The 13,687-nt window shown below is 70.1% G+C and carries 14 protein-coding genes; 11 read left to right on the top strand and 3 right to left on the bottom strand.

Translation table 11 applies throughout. From position 1 onward, the window contains the following. The first annotated feature begins 41 nt into the window (after nt 1–41). Nucleotides 42–866 (top strand): formate/nitrite transporter family protein, encoded by an 825-nt coding sequence (locus tag LXM64_RS06970; RefSeq protein ID WP_234075199.1) that lies wholly within the window; start codon nt 42–44, stop codon nt 864–866. Nucleotides 867–879: 13 nt separating this feature from the next. Here LXM64_RS06970 and LXM64_RS06965 read toward each other — a convergent pair whose 3' ends face one another. After that, nucleotides 880–1,470: a helix-turn-helix domain-containing protein gene (locus tag LXM64_RS06965; RefSeq protein WP_234075198.1), complete on the bottom strand. Its 591-nt coding sequence runs from the start codon at nt 1,468–1,470 to the stop codon at nt 880–882. A gap of 28 nt (nt 1,471–1,498) precedes the next feature. Between LXM64_RS06965 and LXM64_RS06960 the strand changes: the two genes are divergently transcribed. Further along, nucleotides 1,499–3,082 carry an NAD(P)/FAD-dependent oxidoreductase gene (locus LXM64_RS06960; RefSeq protein WP_234075197.1) on the top strand — a complete coding sequence of 528 codons (1,584 nt, stop codon included), beginning with the start codon at nt 1,499–1,501 and terminating at the stop codon, nt 3,080–3,082. 51 nt (nt 3,083–3,133) lie between these two features. On the opposite strand, the gene LXM64_RS06955 is transcribed toward LXM64_RS06960, so the two are convergent. Both LXM64_RS06955 and LXM64_RS06950 read right to left on the bottom strand, forming a co-directional pair. Then, nucleotides 3,134–3,877 carry a MerR family transcriptional regulator gene (locus tag LXM64_RS06955; protein ID WP_234075196.1) on the bottom strand — a complete coding sequence of 248 codons (744 nt, stop codon included), beginning with the start codon at nt 3,875–3,877 and terminating at the stop codon, nt 3,134–3,136. A gap of 6 nt (nt 3,878–3,883) precedes the next feature. After that, nucleotides 3,884–5,101 (bottom strand): MFS transporter, encoded by a 1,218-nt coding sequence (locus tag LXM64_RS06950; protein WP_234075195.1) that lies wholly within the window; start codon nt 5,099–5,101, stop codon nt 3,884–3,886. A gap of 98 nt (nt 5,102–5,199) precedes the next feature. On the opposite strand from LXM64_RS06950, the gene LXM64_RS06945 reads away from it, so the two are divergent. From LXM64_RS06945 to LXM64_RS06905, 9 genes are all read left to right on the top strand, one after another. Continuing rightward, complete coding sequence (locus LXM64_RS06945) at nt 5,200–5,640, top strand: hypothetical protein (protein ID WP_234075194.1); 441 nt, start codon at nt 5,200–5,202, stop codon at nt 5,638–5,640. Between the two features lie 163 nt (nt 5,641–5,803). Next, nucleotides 5,804–6,292, top strand: a complete 489-nt coding sequence (locus LXM64_RS06940) for a flavin reductase family protein (protein ID WP_234075193.1) — start codon at nt 5,804–5,806, stop codon at nt 6,290–6,292. After that, nucleotides 6,289–7,119 carry an ABC transporter ATP-binding protein gene (locus LXM64_RS06935; RefSeq protein WP_234075192.1) on the top strand — a complete coding sequence of 277 codons (831 nt, stop codon included), beginning with the start codon at nt 6,289–6,291 and terminating at the stop codon, nt 7,117–7,119. Before LXM64_RS06940 ends, LXM64_RS06935 begins: the two co-directional genes overlap by 4 nt. A gap of 9 nt (nt 7,120–7,128) precedes the next feature. Further along, the gene (locus LXM64_RS06930; RefSeq protein ID WP_234075191.1) at nt 7,129–7,992 is read left to right on the top strand and encodes an ABC transporter permease; all 864 of its coding nucleotides are present in this window, start codon (nt 7,129–7,131) and stop codon (nt 7,990–7,992) included. A 122-nt stretch (nt 7,993–8,114) separates the two neighbouring features. Next, on the top strand, nt 8,115–9,203 hold the full coding sequence (locus tag LXM64_RS06925) for an ABC transporter substrate-binding protein (protein WP_234075190.1): 1,089 nt from the start codon (nt 8,115–8,117) through the stop codon (nt 9,201–9,203). Between the two features lie 29 nt (nt 9,204–9,232). Then, the gene (locus LXM64_RS06920) at nt 9,233–10,300 is read left to right on the top strand and encodes an LLM class flavin-dependent oxidoreductase (protein ID WP_234075189.1); all 1,068 of its coding nucleotides are present in this window, start codon (nt 9,233–9,235) and stop codon (nt 10,298–10,300) included. After that, nucleotides 10,297–10,965, top strand: coding sequence for a cysteine hydrolase family protein (locus tag LXM64_RS06915; RefSeq protein WP_234075188.1), 669 nt, complete (start codon nt 10,297–10,299; stop codon nt 10,963–10,965). Before LXM64_RS06920 ends, LXM64_RS06915 begins: the two co-directional genes overlap by 4 nt. Then, on the top strand, nt 10,962–12,296 hold the full coding sequence (locus tag LXM64_RS06910) for an NtaA/DmoA family FMN-dependent monooxygenase (RefSeq protein WP_234075187.1): 1,335 nt from the start codon (nt 10,962–10,964) through the stop codon (nt 12,294–12,296). The genes LXM64_RS06915 and LXM64_RS06910 overlap by 4 nt, the downstream gene beginning before the upstream one ends. Then, on the top strand, nt 12,293–13,687 hold the full coding sequence (locus LXM64_RS06905; protein ID WP_234075186.1) for an MFS transporter: 1,395 nt from the start codon (nt 12,293–12,295) through the stop codon (nt 13,685–13,687). Before LXM64_RS06910 ends, LXM64_RS06905 begins: the two co-directional genes overlap by 4 nt.

The following is a 13,687-nucleotide window of genomic DNA, read 5'->3' as shown; positions in this document are numbered from 1 at the left end:
CGCAGGAGGCGGACGCGCCCAGCATTCGCGTCCGATCGGACATGCTGACTATCGAACGCGCGCTCGTCGACGTGCAGGCACCGGCGGCGGAACACAAGGTGCACGGCCTGCGGCATCCCGGACGCTTCCTCGCGTCGGGGATGATGGCCGGTGCGTACATCGGCGTGGGTGTCGTGCTCATGGTCAGCGCCGCGGGTCCGCTCACGGCTGCCGGAAGCGGATGGGGCAAGTTCGTCAGCGGGCTCGTGTTCGGCGTGGCGCTGACGCTGGTCGTGTTCGCGGGTGGAGAGCTCGTGACCTCATCGATGATGACGCTCGCGCAGGGCACGTATCTGCGTGCCGTACGCCCGGGGCCGGCCATCGGTGCACTTTTCGCCACCTTCGGCGCCAACCTCGTGGGCTCGATCGTCTTCGGTGTGCTCGTGGCGACCTCGGGTGTGCTGCACAGCAACGCCGCCGCCGGCACGATGCTCGCGGACATGCTCGCCGCGAAGGCGCACGAGGGGCCCGTGGAACTCTTCGTCCGCGGCGCGCTGTGCAATCTGCTCGTCTGCCTGGCGATCTGGATGTGCGCCCGACTCAGCTCCGACGGCGTGAAGCTCGCGGTCATCTTCTGCGCGATCCTCGCGTTCATCACCTCGGGCTTCGAGCACGTCGTCGCGAACATGACGACCTACACGATCGGTCTCGCCACCGGCATGCCGGGTGCCACGTGGGGGCATTTCGGCACGAACCTGCTGTGGGTCGGACTCGGCAACCTGTTCGGCGGCGCCGTGCTCGTGGGCCTCGTGTATTGGTTCATCGGCGGATCCCCCCGGCTCGCCGAAGCCACCGTGCCGCAGGAGTCCGCGCTCAGCGAGCACTGATCGCGCGACCGGGTCACACGGACTCGGAGTGCGTGTGGATGCGGTCGCCGTCACCGTGGAAGATGCTGATCACCTGCACGGGTCTGCCGCCCGCAGCGGACATCGCATGCGGGGTGCGGGTATCGAACTCGGCCGCTTCGCCACGCACGAGCACGAGGTCCTGCTCCCCCAGACGCAGTCGCAGGCGCCCGGAGAGCACGTAGAACCAGGCGAACCCGTCGTGCACGCGTTGCTCGGGCTCGGGGCCTGGGAGATACGTGATCTTGTAGGCGTTGGTCGGCGACCCCTCCGGTGCGAGCGGGAGCACGAGGTGACCCTCGCGATGGATGAGGGTGCGCCGCACCCGGGGGTCCTGATCACGCGGCTGCAGAAGATCGTCGATGCGGATACCGAGCTCGCGCACGAGCGGCAGCAGCAGTTCGAGGCTCGCCTGGCGCTTGCCCGACTCGAGCCGCGAGAGCGTGCTCGAGGAGAGTCCGGCGCGCGCGGCGAGGTCGTCGAGCGTCCAGCCCTTCGCGCGTCGGACGGTGCGCAGCCGCATCCCGAGCTCGTCGAGTTCGGCGCGAATGGACGGGTTTGCCGTTTCTGCAAGATAGCTTGCCATAGTTGCAGAGTAGTCGTGTGATGGGCTCATGCAGAACTCCACGGACGTCCTCGTCGTCGGCGCCGGCCCCGCCGGTCTCTCGGCAGCCCTCATGCTCGTGCGAGCCCGTCGTGCCGTCACGGTCGTCGATGCCGGGTCGGGTCGCAACCGCTTCGCCGAGCACATGCACGGGGTGCTCGGCCACGAGGGGCTGGCGCCGGGCGAGCTGCGCGCGCGCGGCCGCGCCGAGGTGGAGGGATACGGAGGCCGGTTCGTCGACGGGTCGGTCTCGCACCTCGACGCCGACCAGGACGGCGTCACCGTCACCCTCACCGACGGCGCCACGCACCGCGCTCGCGCGGTCATCGTGGCCACGGGGCTGAGCGACGAGCTTCCCGATGTCCCCGGTCTCGCCGAGCGGTGGGGCCGGACGGTGCTCCACTGCCCCTATTGCCACGGCTGGGAGGTGCGCGACCAGACGATCGGCGTGCTGACGACCTCGCCCCTCGGCGCACACCAGGCGCAGCTGCTCACGCAGTGGAGCGACGACGTCGTGGTCTTCACCGCGGGCCTCGGCGAGATCGATCCCGAGCTCCGCCACCGCCTGCTCGCCCGAGGAGTGCGGCTGGTGAGCTCGCCGGTGGTCGACGTGCGAGGCGACGGCGACCGGATCGACGCGGTGCGCACCGCCGACGGGCGCGAGGTCGCCGTGTCGGCGATCTTCACCGCCGGCCGCCCCGTTCCGCATGACGGCTTCCTCGACGGCCTCGACCTCGTGCGCACGGAGGGACCACTGGGTGCCATGATCCAGGTCGACCGTCTCGGGCGCACGAGCCACCCGCGCATCTGGGCCGCCGGCAACGTCGTCGACCCGAGCGCCAACGTGCCGCTGTCGGTGGGGACCGCATCCTTCGTCGGCGCCAGCGTGAATGCCGCACTCGTCGAAGAGGACCTCGACCGCACGGCCGCGCCGGCCGTGTACTGGGAACATCGGTACACGGGAGATGCGCGGATGTGGTCGGGCCGCGTCAATCGCGCGGTCGCCGATGTGGCGGCCACCCTGCCGTCGGGCACGGCGCTCGATCTCGGCTGCGGCGAGGGAGGCGACGCCCTGTGGCTCGCAGAGCAGGGCTGGAAGGTCACCGGAGTGGACATCAGCGCCACGGCGATCGCTCGGGCCACCACGGCGGCGGCGAGCGCCGACCTCACCGGGCGCGCGCTTCGTGCGGGCCGAGCTTCCCGACGGGATGCCGGAGGGCTCCTTCGATCTCGTGACGGCATCGTTCCTGCACTCCCCCGTGGCGCTCGATCGCCTCGCCATCCTGCGTGCCGCCGCATCCCGCGTCGCGGTGGGCGGCCACCTGCTCGTGGTGTCGCACGCATCCGTCCCGCCGTGGTCGCACGCCGATGCGCAGCACACGGTCTTCCCCGACCTGCACGAGGAGCTCGCCGCACTCACCCGAGAGGCGTCCGCGTGGGAGACCGTCATCGCCGAGACCCGCCCGCGCCCCGTCACAGCCGCCGACGGCACCGAGTCCACGATCGACGACGCGGTACTTCTCCTCCGTCGCCGGTGACCCCTCCGGGGCTCATTTCCCGCGAGACTGCATCTTTCGCACGAGATCACGGGTGATCACAGTGATCTCGTGCCGGGAATGCAGGCTCGCGGGCGAGACGCTCCGCGTCAGGACAGGCGGCGTTCGATCTCGCGCAGGACGCGACGCTGCGCGGGCGTGAACTGGATGCGGACGAGATCGTCGACCAGATCCGCCCCCGACCCCAGGTCGACGGCGCCGCCCGCATCCGTGACCTCGGCGACGACCGGACCGAACGCCGCGACCACCGTTTCGACGAACCCGTCGATCTCTGTGGCCGGCGTGTCCGCGCCGATCTCGCTGAAGCGTGCCGAGATCTCTGCGATGAGAGGGCTGAGTGCGGGGGCGGTGAGAATCTCGTAGAGGCGCGTGAGGCGCGGCATTCCCTCTTCCCCGGCAAGATGGGCGAGCAGCACGGACTGATCGCGGTCCATGCTCGCAAGGCCGGAGGGACCACCGGCCGCGGCGAGCACGGCGAGATGAGGGGCGAGTTCGGGCGGAACGTCGGGCGCCGCGTCGGTGGCGCGCAGCCGCGCGATGAGCGAGCGCTGCGCTATGAGCCGATCGATCTGCGCCGCGAGCTCCGCGTCGAGGGTATCGAGGAGGACGCCCGCATGCGCTGCCTCGCCGTCGAGCAGCGCGGCCATCTCGTCGAGCGGGATGCCCACCGCCGCCAGCCGACGGATGCGGAGCACCCGCACCAGGTCGCTCACACGGTACTCGCGGTAGCCGTTGGTTCCGCGCTCGGGCTCGGGCAGGACGCCTTCCTGGTGGTAGTGCCGGAGGGCACGCACCGTGACGCCGGCGAGGCGGGCAAGTTCACCGCTGCGCACGGAGTCTCACCCCGCATCCGTGTCGGTCACGGGATCCAGGCTACGCAGTGATCTCGCGGCGAGCCCGACGACGAGCGCGATGACCCACACGCTCGCGAGCAGCGCGGCGGCCGTGTCGACGCCCGCGTACTCGGTGAACACGGCGGCGAGCACGATCCCCACAGGCGGCGCCGCTGTCAGCACCGCATTCTGTGTACCGAGGATGCGGCCGCGCAGGGCGTCTGGGATTCGCTCGATCATGAGCACGCCGATCAGGCTGTTGAACACGCCCGCGGCAAGGCCCACGACCGCGGCACCCGCGAGCACGACCCAGACCGACGGCAGGGCGCCGATCAGCGCAAACCCTGCCCCGCTCCCCAGGAGTCCCGTGAGGAACCAGCCCCGACGAGACCCGCGCCGCCCGGCGACGGCGTACATGGCCCCGCCGACCAGCATGCCTGCGGCGAGAGCGGAGAGCACGAGGCCGAGGAGCCCGGGCTCTCCCTCCAGCGTGAAGTACACCGGGAGGATCAGCCCCTGCATCGAGGCGAGCACGAGCACCGAGAGCAGGCTGAGCGAGGTCGTCGCGACGAGGAACCGACTGCCCGCGAGCACGCGCCACCCCTCTCGCACCTGCGCCCATCCGTTCGCGTGCGACACCACTCCGTCCGAGATCGCACCGACGCTCCGCGGCAGCAGCAGAGTCATGGTCGCGGCGGCGAAGGATGTGGCCGCCGTCACCCACAGCACGCTGCTCCCGTCGAACATCACCAGCAGCACACCGGCGAGTGCGGGACCGAGCAGGATCGCGATCGCTCCGAGCGCTTCCCGCGCCCCGATGAGTCGTTCGGCGCCCCACCGGCCGTGGTGGACGATCGCCGGAAGGAGCGTCTCGCGTGCCGTCATGCCGGGAACATCGCCGAGGGCACCGAGGATCCCGAGAATGACGAACCACCCCACGTTCAGCCCCCAGATGAGGTCGACGACGGGGAGGGCCGCGACCGCGAGCGCAGAGATGACATCCGCGGCGATCGAGGCGGTGCGCCGGTTGACGCGGTCGATGATCACGCCTGCGAACAGTCCGGCGAGGATGGCGGGAACCGCCGCGGCTGCGGCGACGGCACCCGCGCCAAGCGGGCTGCCCGTCACCTGCAGAACGATGAGCGGCAGGGCGACGGCGGCAACCGAGTTTCCGAGCAGGGAGAGGAACGTGGAGGCCAGGTAGGCCAGCGGAATGACGGTCATGCACCCAGTCACGACTATGACGTTGCGGCGGGGTCAAGCCGCCTGACCGCCGGTGCGCGCGTAACACGCGCGTCATCCGCACTGCCTACAGTGACCGCGTGAACGAGCGCGGACCGGCGGCACCACGCAACGAGTGGGGTCGGTTCGAGGCGGGCAGCGTCGAGCGGGCGGCTCTGGTTGCGCTCGGCGAGCGCTTCGGCATGGAGGTGCGTCCGCGTCACCTCCGGCTCGCGGACGGCAGCCGCACCGAGATCGAGGGGGCGTCAGAGGACGGCTCGCTCGTCGTTCAGCTCGTGATCCGCACCGGCGATTTCACCTCGCAACACCGCAACAAGCTCATGGCCGACATGTTCAAGCTCACCTGGGTGCGCACCTGCCTGACGCCGGGAGCACGCGCCGTGCTGTGCATCGGCACCGGCGCCCTCCCGGCATTCCGAACGGGATCCTGGCTCCGCCGGGCGGCGGCGGATGTCGGACTCGAGGTGCTTCTGTGGGATGCGGGCGAGTTGCTCGCGCTGCCGGATGCGGCGACGCTCTGACCCGGAGTGCTGTTCACACAGCTGAAACAGGACCGTCGCCCTGCGTGAAACACCCGCCCCGTAACGTCGTCGTCAGATGGACCTCCGCCGGATCGACCACTGATCGTCCACCCGGCACGCTCTCCATGATCATCGTCTGCGATTGATTCCCATGGGAGGTCTCATGTTCCGTTCCGCACCCGCGCCCGAGGTGACCGGTTCTCTGCGCGCTGCCCTCGGCCGGATGGCCACATCCGTCACCGTCGCCACGACCCGCCACGACAGCGTGGACTACGGGTTCACGGCGAACAGTTTCACGTCGGTGTCCGCCGATCCCGCGCTCGTCGCGGTCTTCCTGGCCGATACCGCCGACTCCTACGACGCGTTCCAGGCGTCCGAGGCCGTGGCGATCAACATCCTCGCGGACGGTCACGGCGATCTGGCGCGCCGCTTCGCGACGAAGGGCGTCGACAAGTTCTCGACCTTCTCCGCCCACCCCGACTACCCGCACCTTCCGGTGCTCGCCGACGCGATGGCCTCACTCATCACGCGCGTCGACAGCCGCGTCACGATGGGAGACCACCTCATGCTGCTTCTCGCCGTCGAGGAGGTGTGCGTCAGCGAGCGCGCACCTCTCGTCTACCAGGACCGCACCTTCCGGAGCCTCGCATGAGCGGCGTCGCGGGCATCCGCATCGACGCGGTCAACAAGACGTACGGCACGGGAGCAGGCGCACTGGTCGCGCTGGGAGACGTGAGCCTGGAGATCCCCGCCGGACGCTTCGTGAGCGTGATCGGGCCGAGCGGATGCGGCAAGTCGACGCTGTTGCGCGCGATCGCAGGTCTCGAGCAGCCGGATGCCGGCACCGTGAGCGTCTTCGGCGTCTCACCCGACGCCGCGTGCGAGGCGAAGATGGTGGGGCTCGTGCCGCAGGCGCCGGCCCTGCTGCCGTGGAAGTCGGTGCTGCAGAACGTCACGCTCCCCCAGCGCGTCAACCGTGGCGGCTCGCGACGCCGCCCCGCCACCGCCGGTACGACGACGACCGCGAGCACCGAGGAGCTCACGCACATGCTGCGCGAGGTGGGTCTGGGAGACGCCCTCGACAAGCTGCCCGCGCAACTCTCCGGCGGGATGCAGCAGCGGGTGGCCATCGTGCGCGCGTTCGGTCTCCGTCCCGACGTGCTGCTGATGGACGAGCCCTTCTCGGCGCTCGACGAGTTCACCCGCGAATCCCTGCAGGAGCACCTGCTGGATCTGTGGGACGAGTACAAGACGACGGTCGTGTTCGTGACGCACTCGGTCACGGAGGCCGTACGCCTCTCGGACACGGTGGTCGTGATGGCGCCGCGCCCGGGACGCATCGTGGACGTCATCGACATCGAGCTGTCCCGACCGCGTCCGGCTGCGCAGATCAACACCCCCGCGTTCCACCACTACGAAGACCTCATCCGCCGCCGGCTGCAGGACGCCTGGCGCACACCGTCGACCTCGGCAGCCTGAGGAGGAGCCATGACCGCTATGCCCTCGACCGACGCCCGCGGCGTCGAGGTCGCCGCCGCGCCGGCCGCAACCCCCCGTCCGGTGCGCCGCTCGACCAAACGCGCCTGGTATCGCCCCGCCGTCTGGGCTCCCCTGACGCTCATGATCGTGGCGCTGGCGCTGCTGTGGTGGTGGGGATCGGCCGAGATGCCGTTCCTGCTCCCCCCGCTCGGCGACGTCGTGACGGCGATCGTCTCCAACCCGATGTTCTACGTCTCGAACGCGTGGGTCACCTTGCAGGAGTCGCTCATCGGTCTGGCCATCGCCTTCGTCGCGTCCTTCGTCCTCGCCATCGCGGTCAGCGAAGTGGCCGTGCTTCGTCGCGCGATCATGCCGATCGCCGTCGTGCTGAATGTGACTCCCCTCGTGGCGATCGCCCCTGCGCTCGTGGTCGCATTCGGATTCGGCCCGGAGCCGAAGCTCGTCGTGACCGCCCTCATCTGCTTCTTCCCCATCCTCATCAACGTGTCGATCGGGCTGCGCTCGGTGCCGGCTCCCGTCATGCAGTTCTACGAGACCATCCGGGCCTCGCGACTGGAGATGCTGTGGTTCGTGCGCATCCCCAGCTCCCTTCCCTTCCTGTTCGCGGCGCTGAAGATCGTCTTCCCGCTGTCGGTCGTCGGCGCCGTCGTCGCGGAGATGTTCGCCCCCGGCGCAGCGGAAGGCCTCGGAACCGCGATCAAACTCGCCAGCGCCAACAACAAGCTCGCGGTCGTCTACGCGTCGATCTTCGTGCTGGCTCTCATGGGCTCCGCGCTGCTCGCCGTCGTCACCGCCGCGGAGCGACGCGCTCTGCACTGGCACGAATCACACGCACCCGGCCGTAGAGGCTGACGCACACCTCCCACGCCCCTCCTGCGCCACCACCGCCAGGGGGCTCCACCGGCGTGCCCGAAACCGCACCACCCGCACCACCCGACCCGCACCATCCACCGCTTATCCGGGAGTACACCGCCATGACCCGACGTCCCCTGCTTCTCGCTGCACCGCTCGCGCTCGCAGCCCTCGCCCTCGCCGGTTGCGCCGGCCCCGCCGACACCGCGCCCACAGGGGATGCCGGTTCGGCCGTCTCCGCCGAACGCTGCTCGCTCAACAAGGATGCGGGTGAGATCACGTACCTCAGCGGATACCAGTGGCAGGCATCCGCGTCGATCCTCGAGGTGGTCGCCGCGAAGGAACTCGGCTACTTCGACGATCTGTGCCTGAACGTGTCGCTCGAGCCCGGTTCGGGCGAGACGAGCCAGAACACCCAGCTCCTGGCGGCGGGCACCGTTCAGTTCACCCCGCTCAGCCTGCAGAACCTCATCCAGGCGCAGGACGCGGGCGTCGATGTGCTCGGCATCTCCTCGTACTCCAACGAGGGCCTCGAAGTACTGCTGACGATGCCCGACATCACCAAGCTGACCCAGCTCGAGGGGACGATCCTGGGCCACAAGGGTCAGTTGCCCCCGACGGTCGCGGCGATGCTCGACGAGGAGGGCGTCGACATGTCGACGATCGAGCAGGTGCAGGTCGGTTACGACCCCTCCGTGCTCCCCCGCGGGCAGGTCACCTCACTCACCGGCTTCATCTCCAACGAGCCGAACCTGCTCGAAGCGGCCGGGGACGAGGTCACCGTCTGGAGCCCGTACGACTACGGCGTGCCTTCCTCGCTCGGCGCAATGGCGGTGAACCCCGCGTTCGCGAGCGAGCATCCGACCGCCGTCGAGGACTTCCTGCGCGCGATCCTCCATGCCTACGCGTACTGCGCCGACAACGCCGAGGAGTGCGTCGGCTACACCGCCGAGCTGAGCGGCGACGGCTATGACGCGGCGCACAACCAGCGCATCTGGGAGACGGAGGTCGCCACGGGCGCCGACACCCTCCCCGACGGTTGGTCGCTCGGCGCCATCGACACCGACAACTACGCGGCGCTCGGCAAGATGCTCGTCGACTACGACCTGCTCGAGAACCCTGCCACCGCAGACGACGCGTCCTCGTACATCGACACCTCGTTCATCGAGGCGATCTACGACGGCGACGCACTCGTCTGGCCCGCGCCCTGACACCTTTCTCCGAACGACAGGAACATCCCATGAGCACGACCGAGTACGGCGTCTTCCTCCCCAACGCCGCCGGCGGCTGGCTGATCTCCGGCACCGCCCCCTATCCGCCCGCCGATTACGACTACAACAAGCAGGTCGCCGTGCTCGGCGAGCAGATCGGCCTCGATTTCGTCATGGCGATGGCCAAGTGGCGCGGATTCGGCGGCGCCACCGACCACTGGGGCGAGACGATCGAGTCGATCACGATGATGGCCGGCATCGCCGAGGCCACGAGCCGCGTGAAGATCTGGGCCACCATCCACGCGAACATGCAGAACCCCGCATTCGCCGCCAAGGTGTTCACGACGCTGCAGCAGATCAGCCACGGCCGCGCGGGGATGAACATCGTCAACGGCTCGTACGCCGACGAGTTCGAGCAGATGGGCATCTGGGACGCCGACATGTCGCACGCCGACCGCTACCGGATGACCGAGGAGTGGACCCAGCTCGTGCTGCGGCTGTGGAGCGAGGAGTCCGTCACGCACGCGGGCGATTTCTTCACCCTGACCGATTGCCAGTCGCGGCCGCATCCGTCGACCAGGCCCGCCATCATCAGCGCGGGGCGATCCGAGAGCGGGCGTGCCTTCCAGGCGAAGTACGCCGACGGGGCCTTCCTGGGCTCGGAGAGCCTCGACGAGATGCGAGAGTTCTCCCGCGACGTGCATACCCGCGCAGCGGAGCACGGACGTGAGGCACGGACGTACTCGATGCTGACGATCGTGCAGGACGAGACGGATGCGGCGGCCGAGGCTCGGGCGCGGCACTACGGCGAAGGCCTGGATCGGGAGGCGCTGGCGAACATGCGGCGCTCGTGGGGATGGGATCCGAACCGCGCACTGTCGTGGGCCGAGGGGGCTCAGGGCACGGAGGCGTTCCAGACGCCCTACGTGACCGGGTCGGCCCAGACGCTGGTGGAGCGCATCCTCCGTGTCGTCGAGACGGCGGAGCTGGACGGGCTCATGCTCATCTTCCCCGACTACCTCACCGACATGGCCGCCTTCGGCGAGGCGGTGCTGCCGGCGCTGCGCGCGCACGCGGGCACGGCGGCGACCGTATGAGCGGCTTGCGCGAGCGGCAGCTCGCGGTGCTCACCGCTGCCGAGGCCCGCCCGGCCCTGCTCATCGTGGATGTGCAGCGCTCGTTCGGCGACCCCGAGCACCTCGCGGCGTTCGGTCTGGACGAGACCGCGCTCGCCGACGTCGCCGAGGCTGTGGAACGCGCCGCGACCCTCGTCGACCACGCCCGCGCGACCGGTGTGCCGGTGGTGTGGGTCGAGCTCGAGAGCGCCCCCGATGCCGTATGGCACGCGAGCTCGTGGCTGCACACCGGCGAGCCGGAGGCGCAGATCCCCGATGCGCCGTGCATCACCGGAACTCCCGGCGCCGAGTGGTACCGGGTATCCCCCGCCCCCGGGGAGGCGCGGATCGTCAAGCGAGGCTACAGCGGCTTCGTGGCCACGGAGCTGGAGGCCGTCCTGCGCGACGCGGGGATCACCTGGGTCACGATCGCGGGGCTCACGACCGAATGCTGCGTGGCGGCGACGGCGTTCGACGCCGTCCAGCGCGACTGGCCGGTCGTCGTCGCGGCCGATGCCACGGCGGCGTACGACGCCCGCCTGCATGACGCGGCGCTCGAGTCCCTCGCCCTGAACGTGGGGCTGCTCATGCCGATCGCCGAGATCGCGGGGCTGTGGACCGCGTCGCGTGAGGAGGTCACGGCATGAGTGGCATCCACACGGCCTTCGATCTGTCGTTCACGCACACCGAGGGCCGCTGGGCGCGGCCCGGGTCGTGGGTGGGCTACGACTTCCCCGATGTGCGCATGTTCCAGGAGATCGCCGTGACGGCGGAGCGCGCCGGGGTCGACCTGCTGTTCTTCGGCGACGGCAGCGGCATCCCCGACACCTGGCGCGGATCGATCGCTCCCGCCGTCGAGTGGGGCGTGCAGTGGCCCCGGCACGACATGAGCCCGATCGTCGCGGCGATGTCGACGGTGACGGACCACATCGGCTTCGGTCTGACGTACTCGTCGACCTTCATGCATCCCTTCTATGTGGCTCGGTTGCTGAACTCGCTGGATCACGTGACCGGCGGACGCATCGCATTCAACGTGGTCGCCTCCACGCGCAGTGCGGATGCGGCCAACTACGGCTTCGACGAACTCATGGAGCACGCGAAGCGGTACGAGCGCATGGACGAGTTCATCGCGGTCTGCAAGGGCCTGTGGGACTCGGTCGCACCGGACGCGATCGTGCGCGATCGCACGACGGGCCGGTTCGCCGACCCCGACAAGGTGCGCGCGATCGACCACCGCGGCGCGTTCTTCCAGGTCAAGGGCCCGCTGAGCGCGGTGCCGAGTCCGCAGGTGCATCCGGTGCTGGTGCAGGCGGGCAACTCGCCGCGCGGCATCGCCACTTCGGCCGGTTTCGCCGACGTGGTGTTCGGCTACGGCGGCTCGCTCGCAGGCCAACAGCGGCACCGCGCGGCGCTGGATGCGGCGTTGGTGAATGCGGGTCGCGACCCCGCATCCGTCGGCATCCTCTGGGCGACGCAGGTGATCGTCGGCCGCACGCGGGCCGAAGCGGAGGAGCGGCGTCGTGAGGTGCTGTCGTTCTGGGACGAAGAGGCGGTGGGCACACACCTCTCCCACAACGCGGGCTACGACTTCTCGACGCTGCCCGCACACTTCCGTCTGGGCGATCTCGCCGAGAAGATCCGTGCCGCCCAGGCCACACCGGGCGGACTCGTGGGCGCTCTGATGGACGAGCACGGCGAGGACCACCGGATGAGCCGGGCGGACTTCTTCGCGGCCGGCTGGCACCACGCGACGGGGATGGACCACACGCTGTGCGGATCTGCCGCCGAGATCGCGGACGCTCTGCAGGAGAACTTCGCCGCAACCGGCGAGCGGGGCGGCTACATGTTCAGCTCACCGCTGGCCGCTCCCTCGGGATACGCCGACATCGCGGAGCTGCTCCTGCCCGAGTTGCGCGCTCAGGATGCGCTCGCGCCGCGCTACCCCGGTACGACGCTGCGGGAGAACCTCGCCTCGTGACCGCTCCCGTCGCCGTATCCGCGGCTCCACCTCGCCCTGCGCGCACGCGTTCGCCGTGGCTGACGCTCGTGGCGATGTGTCTCGGGTTCTTCCTGATGCTCCTCGACTCGACGATCGTCGCGGTGGCCGTGCCCTCGATCGCGGCCGACTTCGAGGTGACGGATGCGGCGACGGTCTGGGTCAACAGCGGCTACCTGTTCGCCTACGCGGTGCCGCTGCTGTGCAGCGGGCGGTGGGGAGATCGTTTCGGCCCCCGACGCGTGTACATCGTGGGGTTAGGCGTGTTCGTGGCGGCGTCGCTGGCGTGCGGACTGGCACCGACCCTGGAGGTGCTGGTCGCGGCGCGGATCGCGCAGGGCGCCGGTGCGGCCCTGATGACGCCGCAATCCCTCGCCATGATCCGTCGGGTGTTCCCCGCCGCATCCCTGCCGACCGCGCTCGGCGTCTGGAGCGCGGTCGGCGGTGTCGCGGCCGCGAGCGGTCCGCTGCTGGGCGGTGTGCTGATCGCCTGGGCGGGCTGGCCCGCGATCTTCCTCGTCAACGTTCCGCTCGGTGCCGTCGCGCTGGCGATGGTGGTGTGGTGGGCACCGCGCCTGCCCGCGGCCGGCGGCACCGTGCCGGTGGTGACGGCGGCGGCGAGCGCCGTGGGCGTGTTCGCCCTGGTGTTCGCGGTGCATGAGGCCCCGCACACGGCGGGATGGCTGACGATCGTCGTCGCAGCGGCGGGCGTCTTGCTGACTGTTCTCGCGTTCGTGTTCCAGCCGCGCGACCCGCGGCGTGCGCTGGTTCCGGGGCTGCTCGTGCGCAGCCGTGGGTTCGTCGCGGCGGTGTCGTCCGCGACGAGCGCGAGCTTCATCGTGGGCGCAGCGCTCATCCCCGTCATGCTCCACCTGCAGAACGAGCGCGGATTGGATGTGGGCACGGCGACCCTCGTCGTGCTCCCCCTCGGCGTGGTGTCGGCGGTGACGGCGCCGCTCGCCGGCCTCTGTGTGCGCCGGTGGGGTGCGCGACCCGTGGCCGTCACGGGGTCGGCGGCGATGGTCGTGTCCGTCTGCGCGTGTGCCGTCGCGGCTGACACCGGCGCTCCGATCAGCGTGCTCGTGCTCGCACTCGGACTCTTCGGCTTCGCGAACTCGTTCGTCTGGTCGCCGCTCGCGACCGCCGCGATGACCTCGGTGCCCGTGGAGTTCGCCGGGGCCGCATCCGGCACGTACAACGCGACCCGCCAGGTGGGCGCCGTGCTCGGCAGCGCCGTCACCGCGATGCTGCTCGCCGTCTCCGGCCCGGTCATGGCGCTCGGCGTGCTGGGCCTCTCGGGGTTCGTGGCGGTCGCGGGCGCCGCCTTCCTGCCGCGGGGTGTCGCTGCGGCGCGGGCAAGACCCAGCGCCTGA

This window comes from Microbacterium binotii (genome assembly GCF_021398715.1).
Taxonomy (GTDB): Bacteria; Actinomycetota; Actinomycetes; order Actinomycetales; family Microbacteriaceae; genus Microbacterium; species Microbacterium binotii_A.
This window is presented reverse-complemented; position numbering and strand designations above follow the sequence as displayed.